The sequence below is a fragment of the Pseudomonas sp. LB1P83 genome, assembly GCF_054897885.1.
The window spans coordinates 789,451-807,572 of the sequence record NZ_CM142709.1 but is presented as its reverse complement, the minus strand read 5'-3'; the positions used below and the strand labels follow the sequence as shown (position 1 = coordinate 807,572).

Genomic DNA, 18,122 nt, shown 5'->3' with positions numbered 1-18,122 from the left:
GAGGCTTGCCCGCGAAGGCGGTGTGTCAGGCATGTTGATGTTGGCTGTGCTGCCGTCTTCGCGGGCAAGCCTCGCTCCCACAAGGGTTTTGTGTTGGGCACAAAAAAACCGGGCGGCTTTTGGGGCCGCCCGGTTCTGGTGACGTGGTTACAAATGCGATTCGGCGTATTCGGCCAGAATCGAACGTGGCACCCCTTGCAGGGTGATGTGTACACCGTTCGGGAAGTCTTTGAAGCGTTCGGTCAGGTACGTCAGTCCGGAGCTGGTCGCGGACAGGTAAGGGGTGTCGATCTGCGCCAGGTTACCCAGGCACACCACTTTGGAACCGGCGCCGGCACGGGTGATGATGGTTTTCATCTGGTGCGGAGTCAGGTTCTGGCATTCATCGATCAAAATCAGACTCTGCTGGAAGCTGCGTCCTCGAATGTAATTGAGGGATTTGAACTGCAACGGCACTTTGCTGAGGATGTAATCGACGCTGCCATGGGTGTTTTCGTCATCCATGTGCAAGGCTTCGAGGTTGTCGGTGATAGCGCCCAGCCAGGGCTCCATTTTTTCCGCTTCGGTGCCGGGCAGGAAGCCGATTTCCTGGTCCAGGCCCTGCACGCTGCGCGTCGCGATGATCCTGCGGTAGCGCTTGCTGACCATGGTCTGCTCGATCGCCGCTGCCAGGGCCAGGATGGTTTTGCCGGAGCCGGCAGCACCCGTCAGGTTGACCAGGTGGATATCCGGGTCAAGCAACGCGTACAGCGCCAGGCTCTGATAGATGTCACGCGGTTTCAGACCCCAGGCTTCCTGGTGCAGCAGCGGCTCCTGGTGCAGGTCGAGTATCAGCAAACGGTCTTCTTCAATCTCCTTGATCCAGCCGACAAAGCCCTGTTCGTCGATGATGAACTCGTTGATATGCACGGCCGGCAGGTTGTCGATCAACTGCACCTGGTGCCAGGTGCGACCGTGGTCCTGACGGGTTTCGACATTCTTCACGCGATCCCAGAAGGAGCCGTCCATGTTGTGATAACCGTTGGGCAGCAGCGATACGTCATCGACCAATTGGTCGGTGCTGTAGTCCTCGGCCGCAATCCCGCACGCCCGGGCCTTGAGGCGCATGTTGATGTCTTTGGTGACCAGCACGACGGGCAGCTTTGGTTCGCGCGCGTGCAAGTCGATCAACTGGTTGATGATGATGTTGTCGTTCAGGTGTTCGGGAAGAATGATGTTCGGTTCAGCACGTTTGCTCATCAGAATTGACAGCAAACCCTTGGGCCCACTTTTGCCACGCTGGATCGGCACACCAAGCTCGACGTCTTCGGGGCTGGCATCGCCCAGCGTCTTGTCGATCAGGCGAATCGCCTGACGGCATTCCGCAGCCACGCTGTGATGCCCGCTCTTGAGCTTGTCCAGCTCCTCAAGCACGGTCATCGGGATGGCAACGTGGTGTTCTTCGAAGTTAAGCAGGGCGTTTGGATCGTGAATCAATACGTTGGTATCGAGTACATAAAGGATTGGCTGGTTGGAGGAAGAACTACGTCCGTGATCATCCATACTCGGTCACCTTTGTGGGAGCCATTCGACGCAATACCTTGGCGGTGCTGCGCCTCGAAGTGACTACCGAATTCACCTGTGATGATTCAAGTGAACTGCTCACAAAATGGGTCTTGGGAGACGCCACCTGTCTGCAGGTTTCGGCGGTCTGTCTTCGTAATACTCCAAAACCCATGACAGAAAAAAGTACTTTGACGTTTTTTTGAAGTTTATTTTTCAGAGTGACCAATAGCACTAGGCGGATGGCCATCACCCCGTTAAAGTCGGAAGTCCGCCTGCATCGAAATCTTCGCGAAATTCACCCCGCCGCGCCCTCCTCCCCAATGATTCCGGGCTTTTTACGGTTTCAGCGAAACGCGTCCTGACAGTCCTCCCAACCGATCCCGCTTTGCGCCGTTTGCGTAATGAGCCAAGGCATCGCCGTTTTCACTGCATCCTGCTTCACATTGAAGTTAATCACCCCGTGTCGCCATAGAAGCATCAGCGTCAACACGCGTTGCGCGCTCGGGTTGCCCTTGAGTTTGCCGGCGCCGTCCTGGGCATCGATGTCCCACAACGCCACCTGCAAACCTTGAGCCTTGAAGAAGCCTTCGGCATCCGAGCGACGCTGGCCATCGGGCGGACGGAACAGCGGCACGTAATTCTCCGGCAGCTTGCTTTTCACCAGCTCGACGCTACGTCGCACCGAATCCTGCCAGTCCTGCCAGTGGCTGTGAGAACGAAACTCCCAACCTTGCACGCCGATGCACTGCGCTGAATAGGTCGCTTGCAGACTGGCCACCGATCGCTCGGCCAGACGCGCCTGGATGTCTTTGCCAAGCACGAAGAACGTGCCGCTCATGCTCGACTTGCGCAGGTACTCCGTCACCCACCCTGTGTTGTCCGGCGTGACATTGGCGGCGCTGTCGAAGGTCAGCAAAAACAGCCGGTCATGCATCTCGTCGCCGTTGCGTTCATAGTCGCCAAAACGATCGACTTCGCTGCTGGTCTGCGGAAACAGTGCCGCCTTGCGCAGTTGCTCGTCGAGATACTGGGCGTGGAACAACCGGCTCGGCTCCGACCACTTTATGTAGTAGCTGTCGTCGCTGACCTGAAACTTGGCCGCTTGCTGGCGCAGGGTGCCCAGGTCCTCGACGAGGAAACAGAAGGACGCATCCTGATCACAGCTCTGCTGGGCGAAGTTGTAGTTGGCGAGCAGACGCTGCCACATGCGCTGGCGCAGGCTGTTGACGGCCTCCAGATTGATGGTTCGCAGGCCCAGGCGTTGCGCCAGGCTCGCTTCATCCAGCGACTCGCTGGCCAGCAGCACGCGCCCGAACATGAGGATTTCGGCACGTGATGCGACGTCGAACAGCGTCGGGCTGCTGAGCTGTTCCGGCCAGGTGCTGCGATCAAGCGTCGCCACATCGCCCGGTGCCGCCATGGCACCGAAGCTCAAGAGCCAGGCCGATAATAGAAAAACGATACGCAATGGGATGTCTCCATAACAAAACCCGCGCGGCACTATAGCTGATCCAGCCCACATTCCCGCAGCAACACTGAACCCTGTAGGAGCGAGGCTTGCCCGCGAAGGCGGTATGTCAGATGGCATCAACGGTAACTGACACACCGCTTTCGCGGGCAAGCCTCGCTCCTACAGGGTTTGTGCAAAACCACCGATCACCTATGGACTTGATAGCTGGAGTCAACCGGCCCAACCCCCTAGAATCGCCCCCACGATTAAAGGAGACGACTTCATGCTGATGGTGATTTCCCCCGCCAAGACCCTCGACTACGAAACACCGCCGGCGACCCAGCGCTTCACCCAGCCGCAATACCTCGACCATTCCCAGGAGCTGATCATGCAACTGCGCGACCTGACGCCAGCGCAGATCAGTGAGTTGATGCACGTCTCCGACAAGATCGGCGGCCTCAATGCCGCGCGTTTCGGCAGCTGGACGCCCGCGTTCACACCGGAAAACGCCAAGCAGGCGTTGCTCGCGTTCAAGGGCGACGTATACACCGGCCTCAACGCACAAACCTTCAGCGAAGCCGATTTCGATTACGCCCAACAGCACTTGCGCATGCTCTCAGGCCTGTACGGCTTGCTGCGACCTCTGGACCTGATGCAGCCGTATCGACTGGAAATGGGCACCAAACTGGCGAATGCCCGCGGCAAGGATCTGTATGCGTTCTGGGGTACGCGCATCAGCGAATGGCTGAACGAAGCCCTGGCCGACCAGGGCGACGACGTACTGCTGAACCTGGCCTCCAACGAGTACTTCTCGGCGGTCAAACGCAGTGCCCTGAATGCGCGCATCATTAACATCGACTTCAAGGACTTGAAAAACGGCCAATACAAGATCATCAGTTTCTATGCCAAAAAAGCGCGCGGAATGATGAGTCGTTTTGTCATTGAAGAGCGCGTCAACGACCCGGCAGACCTCAAAAAATTTGACGTTCAAGGCTATCGCTACAGCGTCGAGCAGTCTAAACCGGACCATTTGGTATTTCTGCGCGATCACGCGCCAGAGTAAGCACCCGGTCGGTGCACGACAGCAAAAAACCGTCGTGCGCTGCCGTCTGATCGTCCAACAATTTCCCGCCTCATTCGCCGACTTATTGGCGCCAATAACCCATCGCTCGATTTTCTAACTTTAGTTTCACTCGACTTTGATGATTTTTTTCAGTAGTGGCACTGAAAATTTTTAGCGGTAGTGGCACAAAAGTATCTATCCCGATAATCGGCCTATATATAAAGGCCCAAACGGCAAGTGCTATCAATATGAAAGCAGTGCCATCTTTCTCAATATTTCAAGAAATTTCAGAATTCGCGATGGGCGGACCGGAACTATGTCCAAATGCGTAGCTCATACCATCGGTAACGATTCTCCCAGCGTTTGTGCGAGATAACTTACGCAGAGAAGAGATTCACCTAGCGAAGTTGTCACATTAACTTCTGCACACTGGACCTCTGATTTGGGCAACACATAAAGGACAGGAGATACGCTTATCAATATCCCCTTCAAGGCCAAGGCAGCGCCCCTATAAACGTGCTCAGCTGAGCACCCAAACGCTTGATTTACGGGCTTGCGCCCGGCATTGAGCGCGCAAGACCATTGCACGAATGTCTTCTGATTAGAAGATTGGCTGCATAACAGGGCATATCAGAATAATAAGGCCTAGTTGCGCACATTTTGAGTGCACTTATTTAGACACTCGGAACTTTGTATGCCTGCACGCGGCACTGTGGCGCCTGTAAGCCGCACTTTCGAGTGCACTATACCGCTGAACACCATTAACTCCGGCCATGTAATGGCTTGATAAAACACAGAGGTAATTGCGATGCGCATCAGCATATTTGGTTTGGGTTACGTCGGCGCAGTATGTGCCGGTTGCCTGTCTGCACGGGGCCATGACGTCGTTGGCGTCGATGTTGCCAAAGACAAAATCGATATGATCAACGCCGGTAAATCGCCGATCGTTGAACCGGGTCTGGGCGAACTTCTGAAGAAGGGCATCGAGACGGGCAAATTGCGCGGCACGACCAACTTCGCCGAGGCGATTCGCGACACCGATCTGTCGATGATCTGCGTCGGTACGCCGAGCAAGAAGAACGGCGACCTGGAACTGAACTACATCGAAGCCGTGTGCCGCGAAATCGGTTTTGTCCTGCGTGACAAGACCACTCGCCACACCATCGTGGTTCGTAGCACCGTTTTGCCGGGCACGGTCGCAAACGTTGTCATCCCGATCCTCGAAGACTGCTCCGGCAAGAAAGCCGGCGTTGATTTCGGCGTTGCAGTGAACCCTGAGTTCCTGCGTGAAAGCACCGCGATCGCCGACTACGACCTGCCGCCAATGACCGTCATCGGCGAGTTCGACAAGGCCTCGGGTGACGTTCTGCAATCGCTGTACGAAGAGCTCGACGCACCGATCATCCGCAAGGACATCGCTGTCGCCGAGATGATCAAGTACACCTGCAACGTGTGGCACGCCACCAAAGTGACCTTCGCCAACGAGATCGGCAACATTGCCAAGGCGTGCGGCGTCGACGGTCGTGAAGTGATGGAAGTGGTCTGCCAGGACAAGACCCTCAACCTGTCCCAGTACTACATGCGCCCAGGCTTCGCGTTCGGCGGTTCTTGCCTGCCAAAAGACGTGCGCGCCCTGACCTACCGCGCCGGTGCCCTGGACGTGGAATCGCCTTTGCTGAACTCGCTGATGCGCAGTAACGAGTCCCAGGTGCAGAACGCCTTCGACATCGTTTCCAGCCACGACAAACGCAAAGTCGCCCTGCTGGGCCTGAGCTTCAAGGCTGGCACCGATGACCTGCGCGAGAGCCCGCTGGTTGATCTGGCGGAAATGCTGATCGGCAAGGGTTACGACCTGAGCATCTACGACAGCAACGTCGAATACGCCCGTGTCCACGGCGCGAACAAGGATTACATCGAGTCGAAGATCCCTCACGTCTCGTCCTTGCTCAACGCTGACTTCGACGACGTGATCGCCAACTCCGACGTGATCATCCTCGGCAACCGTGACGAGAAATTCCGCGTCCTGGCGCAGAACGCTCCACACGGCAAGCAAGTCGTCGACCTGGTTGGCTTCATGTCCAAAGCCACCAGCGTCAGCGGCCGCACCGAAGGCATCTGCTGGTAACAAGCTGCTCCCTGTAGGAGCCAGCGGGCGGCGATCCGACTTGCCGGCGAACCGGACGACGTGATGTGTCAGGTACGCAGCCTTTGCTCCTGTAGGAGCCAGGCTTGCCGGCGAACCAAGCAACGCGGTGTGTCAGGCACGCCGCCTTCGCGGGCAAGTCGGGTCGCCGCATCGCTCGCTCCTACAGGTTTTTATGCCTGCCTTAACCCCATCGGGCCACCCCACAGGCTCGCCCGAGATAGAGACGGATGCAGATTATGCACAGGCTAAAGCACGGCCTACTTCAGGCCGCCGGTTGGCTGTTTTACCTAAGTTTATTGATGGGCATCGCCATGGCGTTGCCTGCGTCCACATTCGATTCCGATTCGAAGGACTTTATCTTCCTCATCGGTTTCATCGGCATCTGGCGCTACTCGATGGGCGCCACGCACTTTGTGCGCGGCATGCTGTTTCTGTACGTGGTCTACCCGCACCTGCGGCGCAAAGTGCGCAAGCTGGGTGACGCGGCAAACCCCTCCCATGTGTTTCTGATGGTCACCAGTTTCCGTATCGACGCGCTGACCACCGCTCAGGTCTACGCCTCGGTGATTCGCGAAGCGATCGACTGCGGCCTGCCGACCACCATGGTCTGCTCCATCGTGGAAATGTCCGATGAGAAGCTGGTGAAAAGCCTTTGGTCCCGGATGAATCCGCCGGACCGGGTCAAGCTCGACTTCGTGCGCATTCCCGGCACTGGCAAGCGTGATGGCCTGGCCTACGGTTTTCGCGCCATCTCCCGCCACCTGCCGGACGACCGCGCAGTCGTTGCAGTGATCGATGGCGACACCGTGCTCGCCGAGGGCACCGTGCTCAAGACCGTGCCGTGGTTCCAGCTGTTCGGCAATGTCGGCGGCCTGACTACCAACGAATTCTGCGAAGTGCGCGGCGGCTATATCATGAGCGAATGGCACAAACTGCGATTCGCCCAGCGCCACATCAACATGTGCTCGATGGCTTTGTCCAAGCGCGTACTGACCATGACCGGCCGGATGTCGGTGTTTCGCGCGACAGTGGTCACCAACCCGGACTTCATCGCCGACGTGGAAAGCGACTCGCTGCAACACTGGCGCCTGGGCCGCTTCAAGTTCCTGACCGGTGACGACAAGTCGAGCTGGTTCAGCCTGATGCGTCTGGGCTACGACACGTTCTACGTGCCGGACGCCGCGATTCACACCGTGGAACACCCGCCGGAAAAAAGCTTCATCAAGGCCAGTCGCAAACTGATGTTCCGCTGGTACGGCAACAACCTGCGCCAGAACGCTCGCGCCCTGGGCCTGGGGGTTAAACGCCTCGGCCTGTTCACCTCGGTGGTGCTGTTCGATCAGCGCGTGTCGATGTGGACCTCGCTGCTGGGCCTGACCGTCGCGCTGATCGCCAGCTTCAAGTACGGCACCGCGTTCATCCTGGTGTACCTGCTGTGGATCGGTATTACCCGCCTGATCCTGACCGTGCTGCTGTCCTTGTCCGGTCACCGGATCGGCCCGGCCTACCCGGCGATTCTCTATTACAACCAGATCGTTGGCGCGCTGGTGAAGATCTACGTGTTCTTCCGCCTCGACCAACAGTCCTGGACTCGCCAGCCCACTTCCCTGACCCGTGATCTCGCCAGCTTTCAACGTTGGTTCAACACCTGGTCGTCTCGGACCATGACCTTCTCCGCCGGCAGCATCTTTGTTGCCGTGCTGCTGATGATGGTCTGACCGCCCCCTTATTGAATTAACCAGGAAAACGCCCCTATGAATACCGCCGTCAACGCCAACGTAGTGCATGAGTCAGAAGCCCAGCGCCAACACGCCCGAGTGAAAATCCCGGCCAAGCTGCGTTTCTTCGGTCCCGACCGGACCCCGATGGAAGCTCGAGTGATCGACCTCTCCGCTGGCGGTCTGGCCTTCAACGCCGGTCAGTTGCCACTGAAAATCGGCGACGTGTACAAGGCTCGGCTGCAGTTCGTCATCGATAACCTCGGCCTGGCCATGGACGTGGAGTTGCAAGTGCGCTCCTTCGACCGCCAGACCGGTCGTGCCGGTTGCCAGTTCCAGAACCTGGAACCACAAGACATCTCGACCCTGCGCCACTTGATCACCTCGCACCTGGCCGGCGACATCGTCAGCATGGGTGAAATGCTGGCAACCCTGCAGCGCGACAACTTCACCAAGGCGCGCAAGATGAAGGACGGCGGCCACGGCATGACCGCGTTCGGTCGCCTGCGCGCCGTGACGTTCAGCCTGGCGATTTTCATCGTCGGCCTCGCAGCGTTCGGTTTCATCTTCAAGTCGGTGTACGGCATGTATTTCGTCAGCCACGCCCAGGCCGGTCTGGTCAGCGTGCAGGGCATGAACATCACCATGCCGCGCGACGGCACTGTGCAAAGCCTGATCAAAGCCGACGGCGTTGCCGCCAAAGGCGCTCCGCTCGCGACGTTCAGCACCAGCATGCTTGATGTGCTCAAGGGCCATCTTGACGACAATCAACTGCAACCGGCCAAGGTTGAAGAACTGTTCGGCAAGCAAATGACCGGCACCCTGACCTCGCCGTGCGATTGCACCGTGGCTCAGCAAATGGTCGCCGACGGTCAGTACGCGAGCAAAGGCGACGTGATCTTCCAATTGGTGCCGCGTAACAGCGAAGCCAACGTTGAAGCGCGCTTCTCCTATCGCCAGTTCGCCGATGTGCGTCCAGGCAACACGGTCAGCTTCCAGATCGCCGGCGAAGACACCACCCGCACCGGCAAGATCGTCAGCAGCACCAGCCTGAAAAGCGCCGACCTTTCCTCCGACATCCGCGTGCTTATCCAGCCCGACGAGCCGCTGGACAGCAAGTTCGCCGGTCGCCCGGTTGAAGTGAACAGCACCCGTGGTCCGAACCTGAACTGGCTGATCGACAAAGCCATGGCTTCCGGTCTTTAAACAGAGGACATGCCCGTGACGACTCCAAATATCCTCAGCACACCGCATACCCTGTGGGAGCGAGCTTGCTCGCGATGGGATCAACGCGGTTCAACTGATGCACCGCGCTGCCTGAATCGCCAGCAGGCTGGCTCCCACATTGGAACAGTGTGTGCCTTGGCATTGGCAGTCAGTCTGGCCGGTTGTGCCGGCCTGCCCGACCAGCGTCTGGCCAACGAAGCCCTCAAGCGCGGCGACACCGCGCTGGCGGCGCAGAATTACCAGCAACTGGCAGACCTGGGTTACAGCGAAGCACAGGTTGGCCTGGCCGATATCCAGGTCGACAGCCATGACCCGGCACAAATCAAACAGGCCGAGGCGACTTACCGCGCCGCGGCCAGCGTCTCGCCGCGTGCCCAGGCTCGCCTGGGTCGCCTTCTAGTGGCCAAGCCGGGTTCCACCGAAGCCGAACAGCACGAAGCCGAAGGCCTGTTGAAAAAAGCCTCGGCCGCTGGCGAAGGCAACACCCTGATCCCGCTGGCGATGCTGTACCTGCAATACCCGCACAGTTTCCCGAATGTGAATGCCCAGCAGCAGATCAGCCAATGGCGCGCCGAAGGCAAACCGGAAGCGGGCCTGGCCCAAGTGCTGCTCTATCGCACCCAAGGCACGTACGACCAGCATTTGGACGAAGTGGAAACCATCTGCAAAGCCGCGTTGAACACCACCGACATCTGCTACGTCGAGCTGGCCACGGTCTATCAGAAACAGGCCAAGCCTGAGCAACAGGCCGAGCTGATCAAGCAGATGCAAGCCGCTCAGGCTCGCGGCGTGGTTTCCGCCCAGCGGGTGGACAGCGTGGCTCGCGTACTGGGCGATGCATCCCTGGGCACGACCGACGAGAAAACCGCGCAGTCGCTGCTCGAAGGCATCGCTCCGGGCTACCCCGCTTCCTGGGTCAGCCTTGCACAATTGCTCTACGACTTCCCGGAACTGGGCGACGTCGACACGATGATGAAGTACCTGGACAACGGCCGCGCCGCTGACCAGCCGCGTGCCGAGCTGTTGCTGGGCAAGCTCTACTACGAAGGCAAAATGGTGCCGGCCGACGCGAAGGCCGCCGAAGAACACTTCAAGAAAGCCGTCGACAGAGAAGTGGCCGCCGATTACTACCTCGGCCAGATCTACCGTCGCGGTTACCTGGGCAAGGTCTATTCGCAGAAAGCGCTGGACCACCTGCTCAAGGCTGCGCGCAACGGCCAGAACAGCGCCGACTTCGCCATTGCCCAACTGTTCTCCCAAGGCAAGGGCACACGGCCCGACCCGCTTAACGCTTACGTCTTCAGCCAATTGGCCAAGGCCCAGAACACCCCGCAAGCCACCGAGCTTGCACAAACACTCGAAGCGCAACTGCCGCCTGCCCAGCTCGCTGAGGCCCAACGCCTGTTGAAACAAGAACAGGCCGTTCGTGGTGCCTTGAGTCAGAACACGCTGGAACTGCATGCCCTGGAAGAAGAAGACGGCGAGGAATCCCTATGAAGTTGAATCCATTCGTGAAGGCCGGTATCGGCCTGTCATTCGCCCTCTTGTGGTCGTGCCCGACCCTGGCGGCCCTGACTGAAAGCAAGAACTACGGCCTTGACGTGAAAGTCACCGCTCAGTCCGAAGACGACACTGACCTCGGTACGGCGAGCGGCGGCGACGTCAACGGCGTCGGCCTCGACCTGCGTCCATGGATCTACGGCGAGAGCGGCGCGTGGAGCGGCTACGCCATGGGTCAGGCCGTGACGTCCACCGACATCATCGAGACCGACACCCTGCAGCAGTCCGACAGCGACGGCACCCAGGCCACCGACAACGGTGATCGCAAGAGCAAGAAAAACTACCTGGCGATGCGCGAATTCTGGGTCGGCTACAGCGGCCTGACGCCGTACCCTGGCGAGATCCTCAAGCTCGGTCGTCAACGCCTGCGCAACGACGACGGCCAATGGCGCGACACCAACATCGAAGCCCTGAACTGGACCTTCGACACCACCCTGTTGCGTGCCAACGCCGGTGTCGCCGAACGCTTCAGCGAATACCGCACCGACCTCACCGAGCTGGCGCCGAAAGACAAGGATCGCCTGCACGCCTACGCCGATGCGGCGTATCAGTGGACGCCGGGCAATTGGGTCGGCATTCGCGGTCATCACACCCACGATGACGGCAAGCTCGACTATCCGGAGCCCGGTGTTCCCGCCGATTCTCTGGACAAGAAAGAGAATGGCGACATCAGCTGGATCGGCCTGACCGCCGACAGCGACGCCTACAACTGGCGCAACACCAACACCGTCAATTACTGGGGCAGCGTCACCGGCATGAGCGGCGACCGCGACACCGTCAACCCGCTGAACGCCGATGGCACTCCGCCGGAACAAGCCAAAACCAGCGGCAACGTGGATGGCTGGGCCACTGACCTGGGCGTGCGTCTGCGCCTCGATCCGCAATGGCAAGTCGGTGCAGCCTATGCCCGCGCCAGCGCCGATTACGAACAGAACGGCCTGGAAAGCAACCGCTCTAATTACACCGGTACTCGCTCGCGTGTTCATCGTTTCGGCGAAGCCTTCCGCGGCGAAATGAACAACATGCAGACCGCCACGTTGTTCGGTTCGTGGATGCTCAACGACGAATACGACGCCAGCGTGATCTACCACAAATTCTGGCGCGTCGACGGCAACAAGCCAGTCGGCAGCAACGGCATCAACGCCGTGCAGAACGACACCGACGACGTGACCGGCGCCGTGCTCTCCAGCACGTCCCTGCCGCTGGAAGATGGCAACAAAGACCTCGGCCAGGAAATGGACGTGGTCGTCACCAAGTACTTCAAGCAAGGCCTGCTGCCGGCCTCCCTGAGTCAGTCGATCGATGAGCCTTCGGCCCTCGTGCGTTTGCGTGGCGGTGTGTTCAAGCCGGGCGATGCGTATGGCAAAGGCGTCGACTCGTACATGCACCGCGCGTTTATCGACGTGATCTGGCGCTTCTGATGCGAAGCGCGAAGGGAGTTCCTGACATGAACAGTCCGAAGAGAGGCTCGTTGACCTTGCTGGCCGGCGCGATGCTGCTGGCAAGCTCGGCGGCCTTCGCCAGCGTGGAGCCGGCCGCGCCCGTTCAAAAAGGGCAACCGGCGACCATTGCCAAAGGTCTGCAACAGGCCAAGACCTACACCGTCAGCAGCGCGCCGACCGAGCCGCTGGAACTGGCTGCGCCGAAACTGCCGGACACTTCCGGCTACACCGCCGAAGCCATCGCCGCGAAAATCGTGCGCACCAAGGCCGGCAAAATCAGCGTGCGCCGGATGATGCAGGAAGACGCCTTGAAGGACTTCATCGGCGGCGACAACAAGATGGCCGAGTGGGTGGTGCGTCAGCACGGTATCCCGCAGGCGATCTTCGTCGACGACGGCTACATGAACCTCAAGGACCTGGCCAAGAAAGTACCCAAGCAGTACTTCAGTGAAACCTCGCCGGGCGTGTTCCTGGCGAAGTTGCCGATCGTGGTCGGCAAGAACGGCATTCTGGAAATCGACAAGCAGACCCAGGAATTGCGCCTGTCCCAAGAGGCCGGTTCGTTCCTGGTCAACGACGGCCAGTTGTTTGTGCGCGATACCAAGATCACCGGCTGGCGCGAGAAGGACAACGGCCCGGCGACGTTCAAGTCACCGAAGGAATTCCGTCCGTTCCTGCTGGCCTGGGGCGGCACCCAGACTTACATCGCCAACAGCAAGATGGCCAGTTTCGGCTACGCCAACAGTAAGTCGTACGGCGTGAGTATTTCCCAGTACACGCCGAACATGGCCAAGGTCCTCAAGCGCCCTGAACCGACGGGCTGGATCATCGGCTCCGAGTTCTCGGACATGTGGTACGGCTTCTACTGCTACGAGACCCGCGACTTCGTGGTCAAGGGCAACACCTACAAAGACAACATCGTCTACGGCATTGACCCGCATGACCGTTCCCACGGTCTGATCATCGCCGACAACACCGTTTTCGGGACCAGGAAGAAGCACGGGATCATCATTTCCCGTGAGGTCAACGACAGCTTCATCTTCAACAACCGCAGCTACGACAACAAGTTGTCGGGCCTGGTGATCGACCGTAACAGCGTCAACAACGTGATTGCCTACAACGAGATCTACAAGAACCACACGGACGGCATCACCCTCTACGAGAGTGGCGACAACCTGCTGTGGGCCAACAAGGTGATCAGCAACCGTCGCCACGGCATCCGTATTCGTAACAGCGTGAACATCCGCCTCTACGAAAACCTCGCCATGGCCAACGGCCTGACCGGTGTCTACGGCCACATCAAGGACCTGACCGACACCGACCGGGACATCAAGCTCGACCCGTTCGACGCCGAAGTGTCGCTGATCATCGTCGGTGGCGAACTGGCCGGTAACGGCAGCGGACCGCTGTCCATCGACTCGCCGCTGAGCGTTGAGTTGTATCGCGTGTCCATGCTCGCCCCGACCAAATCCAGCGGCATCAGCTTCAACGGGATTCTTGGCGAGCGTCAGGATGAAATTCTCGACCTGCTGGTGCGCCAGCAGAAAGCCGTGCTGATCGACCCTGTCGAACGCCAGACCGAAATGCAGGACTGAGGATAATTTTATGCACTCACACTTGATCAAATTACTCAGCCTGTCGGCCCTGACCGCTGGCATTCTCGCGGCCAGCGCCGGCGTCCGTGCCGACGAAGTCAAGGCGCCCAGCTTCAGCGCCGAACCGTGCTGCAACCTGTGCCCCGAAGCCCACGACGCGAAGAATTACACCACGCGCTATCAGCAGAACTTCACCACGCTGGTGCAGGCTCAGGGCGACTGGCTGTTCCGTACGCAAGAAGACTTGCGCACCGAATTCGACACCACCCCCGCCGGCTACAAACGCATGAAAGAACTGCACGATGCGTTCAAGAGCAAAGGCGTGGAGTTGGTCGTCGTTTACCAGCCAACCCGTGGCCTGGTGAACCGCAACAAGCTCAATCCGGAAGACAAAGCCAAGTTCGATTTCGACAAGGCCCTGAGAAACTACAAGACCATGCTCGGGCGTTTCGCCGCCATGGGCTACACCGTGCCGGACCTGTCGCCGCTGACCAACGAGTCGTTGCCTGACACCCTGCCGGCCCACGACTTCTACTTCCGCGGCGACCAACACTGGACGCCGTATGGCGCCCAGCGCACGGCGAAAATCGTCGGTGAGCAAATCAAGAAAATGCCGGCCTTTGCCGACGTGCCAAAGCGCGAATTCGAGAGCCATAAGTCGGGTCGCATGGGCAAGACCGGAACGTTACACAATATGGCCGGTCAACTCTGTGGCACCAGTTACGCGATCCAGTACATGGATCAGTTCATCACCGAGCCGAAAGGCGAAGCAGCTGATGGCGATCTGTTCAGTGATTCCGGCAATCCGGAAGTCACCCTGGTCGGCACCAGCCACAGTGGCAAGAACTACAACTTCGCCGGTTTCCTCGAAGAGGCCATCGGCGCCGACATCCTCAACGTAGCGTTCCCCGGCGGTGGCCTGGAAGGTTCGATGCTGCAGTACCTGGGCAGCGAAGAGTTTCAGACCAAGCCGCCGAAGATTCTGATCTGGGAATTCTCGCCGCTCTATCGCCTCGACCAGGAAACCATCTACCGCCAGATGATGGCGCTGCTGGACAACGGTTGCGAAGGAAAGGATGCACAGTTGACCGGCAGCAAAACATTGAAACCGGGCAAGAACGAATTAATGGTCAACAGCAACAACCTGAACCTGCAAAACGGCAGTCACCAGGTCGACATCCAGTTCGCCGATGCGTCGGTGAAAGTCCTGCAAGCCACCCTCTGGTACATGAACGGTCGCCACGAGGACATCAAAATCGAAAAACCGGAAACTTCCGACACCGACGGGCGCTTTGCCTTTGAGTTGCGTACGGACGAAGACTGGGCCTCGCAGAATCTGCTGGCCGTCGAAATCCAGGGCCCTGAAGCGGGTGCCACGCCACAGAAAGTCGAAGCGAAAATCTGCAAACGCAACGTATTCCCTGGCGCTGGGCAGCGTACCGCTCAGGCCGGGCAATGAGGCAATTATGCAAACCCGAACTTTGAAAAGATTGATCGCACCGTCCCTGTTGAGCCTGGCCATGTTTGCCGGTGCGACTCAGGCCGCCGCGCCACTGCGCCCGCCACAGGGTTACTTCGCGCCGATTGAAAAAGTCAAAACCGGCGACAAGAGCGAAGGCTGTGATGCCATACCGACGCCATACACCGGCTCGCTGCAATTCCGCAGCAAGTACGAAGGCTCCGACAAGGCCCGTTCGACCTTGAACGAAGCCTCGGAAAAAGCCTTCCGCGACACCACCGCCGACATCACCAAGATTGAGCGCGGCACCAGCAAGCGCGTGATGCAGTACATGCGTGACGGTCGTCCGGAACAGCTGGAATGCACCCTGAACTGGCTGACCGCGTGGGCCAAGGCCGATGCGTTGCTGTCCAAGGACTTCAACCACACCGGCAAGTCCATGCGCAAATGGGCGTTGGGCAGCATGGCGTCGTCCTACATTCGCCTGAAGTTCTCCGACTCGCACCCGTTGGCCAACCATCAGCAAGAGTCGCAGTTGATTGAAGCCTGGTTCAGCAAGCTGGCGGATCAGGTGGTCAGCGATTGGGACAACCTGCCGCTGGAAAAAACCAACAATCACTCGTACTGGTCCGCCTGGTCGGTGATGGCAACGTCCATCGCCACCAACCGTCGCGACCTGTTTGACTGGTCGGTGAAGGAATACAAAGTCGGCGTCAATCAAATCGACGCCCAAGGTTTCCTGCCTAACGAACTCAAGCGCCAGCAACGCGCCCTCGCCTATCACAACTACGCCCTGCCGCCGCTCGCGATGATCGCCAGTTTCGCTCAGGTCAACGGTGTGGACTTGCGTCAGGAAAACAACGGCGCATTGAAACGCTTGGGTGATCGAGTGCTCGCGGGTGTCGAAGACCCGGAAGAATTCGAGAAGAAGAACGGTAAGGAACAGGATATGACCGACCTCAAGGTCGACTCGAAATTCGCCTGGCTCGAACCGTTCTGCACGCTCTACACCTGCTCGCCAGATGTGCTCGAGAAAAAACACGAGATGCAGCCGTTCAAGACCTTCCGCCTCGGGGGTGACCTGACCAAGGTCTACGACCCGGCCAACGAGAAAGGCAAAGGCTCTTAGAGCCAAACGCAAATCCTGTAGGAGCGAGGCTTGCCCGCGAATGCGGTCTGACATTCACCAATGATGTCGACTGACACTCCGCCTTCGCGGGCAAGCCTCGCTCCTACATGGACCGCGCGGTGATTTGAATGCAATACATCCCCCAGGTTTTTCGGTGGGGGGTTTGGGGGGGCCGTTGGCCCTTGACTGTTGGTTAAACATGGAGAGACCGGGATGGTATTTTCATCCAACGTGTTCCTGTTTTTGTTCTTGCCGATCTTTCTCGGCATGTATTACTTAAGCGGAATACGCTATCGCAACCTGCTGCTGCTGCTCGCCAGCTACGTGTTCTATGCCTGGTGGCGTGTGGACTTCCTTGCGCTGTTCGCAGCCGTCACGTTGTGGAACTACTGGATCGGCCTCAAAGTCGGTGCCGCAGGCGTTCGGACCAAACCGGCACAGCGCTGGTTGCTCCTGGGCGTGGGCGTCGACCTGTGCATTCTCGGCTACTTCAAGTACGCCAACTTCGGTGTCGACAGCATCAACGCGATGATGACCTCGGTCGGTCTGTCGCCGTTCATCCTGACCCACGTGCTGTTGCCGATCGGGATCTCGTTCTACATCTTCGAGTCCATCAGCTACATCATCGACGTCTACCGGGGTGATACCCCGGCGACCCGCAACCTGATCGACTTTGCCGCGTTCGTGGCGATCTTCCCGCACCTGATCGCCGGCCCGGTGTTGCGTTTTCGCGACCTCGCCGACCAGTTCAACAACCGCACCCACACCCTCGACAAGTTCTCCGAAGGTGCCACGCGGTTCATGCAAGGTTTCATCAAAAAGGTGTTCATCGCCGACACCCTCGCGGTGGTGGCCGACCATTGCTTTGCCTTGCAGAACCCGACCACGGGCGATGCCTGGCTCGGAGCGCTGGCGTATACCGCGCAGTTGTATTTCGACTTCTCCGGTTACAGCGACATGGCCATCGGCCTGGGCTTGATGATGGGTTTCCGTTTCATGGAAAACTTCAAGCAGCCGTACATCAGCCAGTCGATCACCGAGTTCTGGCGTCGCTGGCACATCAGCCTGTCCACCTGGCTGCGTGACTACCTGTACATCACGCTGGGCGGTAACCGCAAAGGCACGCTGATGACCTATCGCAACCTGTTCCTGACCATGCTGCTCGGTGGTCTGTGGCACGGCGCGAACATCACCTACATCGTGTGGGGTGCGTGGCACGGGATGTGGCTGGCGATCGAAAAGGCCCTGGGCCTGAACACGTCGCCACGCAGCATCAACCCGATCCGCTGGGCACTGACCTTCCTGCTCGTGGTGATGGGCTGGGTGATCTTCCGCTCGGAAAACCTGCACGTCGCCGGTCGCATGTACGGCGCGATGTTCAGCTTCGGCGAATGGTCGCTGTCGGAACTCAACGCGGCCAGCCTCACCGGTCTGCAAGTGGCAACCCTGGTGGTGGCTTACATGACCCTGGCGTTCTTCGGCATCCGTGATTTCTACAGCAACCTGCCGCCTGAGAAGACCAAACCTGTGGTGAATGTCGAGGCCGATGGCCCGGCCGCCGCTCAGCCTGGAATGATCAAAGCAGTCCCGGGCGACAACCCGGCCAGCATCCACGAGCCTGGCTACACCGTCGGCGTTGAAGCCACCGTGCAACCGGCCTACTGGACCGCGGACTGGTCCCGCTACGTGATGCGCACGCTGGTACTGGTGCTGTTCATCGCCTCGATTTTCAAACTCTCGGCGCAAAGCTTCTCGCCGTTCCTTTACTTCCAGTTCTGAGGGATCTGA

The 18,122-nt window shown here is 59.0% G+C and carries 12 protein-coding genes; 10 read left to right on the top strand and 2 right to left on the bottom strand.

What is annotated here, in order from left to right; translation table 11 throughout:
- Positions 1 to 147: 147 nt before the first annotated feature.
- Both ACYZTY_RS03510 and ACYZTY_RS03505 read right to left on the bottom strand, forming a co-directional pair.
- The gene (locus ACYZTY_RS03510) at positions 148 to 1,542 is read right to left on the bottom strand and encodes a PhoH family protein (RefSeq protein ID WP_109628080.1); all 1,395 of its coding nucleotides are present in this window, start codon (positions 1,540 to 1,542) and stop codon (positions 148 to 150) included.
- Positions 1,543 to 1,888: 346 nt separating this feature from the next.
- The gene (locus ACYZTY_RS03505; protein ID WP_461957323.1) at positions 1,889 to 3,013 is read right to left on the bottom strand and encodes a polysaccharide deacetylase family protein; all 1,125 of its coding nucleotides are present in this window, start codon (positions 3,011 to 3,013) and stop codon (positions 1,889 to 1,891) included.
- 265 nt (positions 3,014 to 3,278) lie between these two features.
- On the opposite strand from ACYZTY_RS03505, the gene yaaA reads away from it, so the two are divergent.
- The 10 genes from yaaA (at position 3,279) to ACYZTY_RS03455 (ending at position 18,113) form a co-directional block, all read left to right on the top strand.
- A complete protein-coding gene (gene yaaA, locus ACYZTY_RS03500; protein ID WP_461957322.1) occupies positions 3,279 to 4,058 on the top strand; it encodes a peroxide stress protein YaaA in 780 nt (259 codons plus the stop codon).
- An 808-nt stretch (positions 4,059 to 4,866) separates the two neighbouring features.
- Positions 4,867 to 6,183 carry a nucleotide sugar dehydrogenase gene (locus tag ACYZTY_RS03495; protein WP_461957321.1) on the top strand — a complete coding sequence of 439 codons (1,317 nt, stop codon included), beginning with the start codon at positions 4,867 to 4,869 and terminating at the stop codon, positions 6,181 to 6,183.
- Positions 6,184 to 6,440: 257 nt separating this feature from the next.
- Entirely contained in the window at positions 6,441 to 7,922 is a 1,482-nt protein-coding gene (gene alg8, locus ACYZTY_RS03490; RefSeq protein ID WP_461957320.1) for a mannuronan synthase, read from the top strand.
- Between the two features lie 36 nt (positions 7,923 to 7,958).
- The gene (locus ACYZTY_RS03485) at positions 7,959 to 9,128 is read left to right on the top strand and encodes a PilZ domain-containing protein (protein ID WP_461957319.1); all 1,170 of its coding nucleotides are present in this window, start codon (positions 7,959 to 7,961) and stop codon (positions 9,126 to 9,128) included.
- 9 nt (positions 9,129 to 9,137) lie between these two features.
- Entirely contained in the window at positions 9,138 to 10,646 is a 1,509-nt protein-coding gene (gene algK / locus ACYZTY_RS03480; protein ID WP_461957318.1) for an alginate biosynthesis TPR repeat lipoprotein AlgK, read from the top strand.
- Positions 10,643 to 12,130 (top strand): alginate export family protein, encoded by a 1,488-nt coding sequence (locus ACYZTY_RS03475; protein ID WP_461957317.1) that lies wholly within the window; start codon positions 10,643 to 10,645, stop codon positions 12,128 to 12,130. Before algK ends, ACYZTY_RS03475 begins: the two co-directional genes overlap by 4 nt.
- A gap of 26 nt (positions 12,131 to 12,156) precedes the next feature.
- Entirely contained in the window at positions 12,157 to 13,746 is a 1,590-nt protein-coding gene (algG, locus tag ACYZTY_RS03470; RefSeq protein WP_461957316.1) for a mannuronan 5-epimerase AlgG, read from the top strand.
- Positions 13,747 to 13,756: 10 nt separating this feature from the next.
- The gene (locus tag ACYZTY_RS03465) at positions 13,757 to 15,205 is read left to right on the top strand and encodes an alginate O-acetyltransferase (RefSeq protein ID WP_461957315.1); all 1,449 of its coding nucleotides are present in this window, start codon (positions 13,757 to 13,759) and stop codon (positions 15,203 to 15,205) included.
- Positions 15,206 to 15,212: 7 nt separating this feature from the next.
- Positions 15,213 to 16,334, top strand: coding sequence for a mannuronate-specific alginate lyase (locus ACYZTY_RS03460; protein WP_461957314.1), 1,122 nt, complete (start codon positions 15,213 to 15,215; stop codon positions 16,332 to 16,334).
- A gap of 213 nt (positions 16,335 to 16,547) precedes the next feature.
- Complete coding sequence (locus ACYZTY_RS03455; RefSeq protein ID WP_461957313.1) at positions 16,548 to 18,113, top strand: MBOAT family O-acyltransferase; 1,566 nt, start codon at positions 16,548 to 16,550, stop codon at positions 18,111 to 18,113.
- Positions 18,114 to 18,122: the final 9 nt, after the last annotated feature.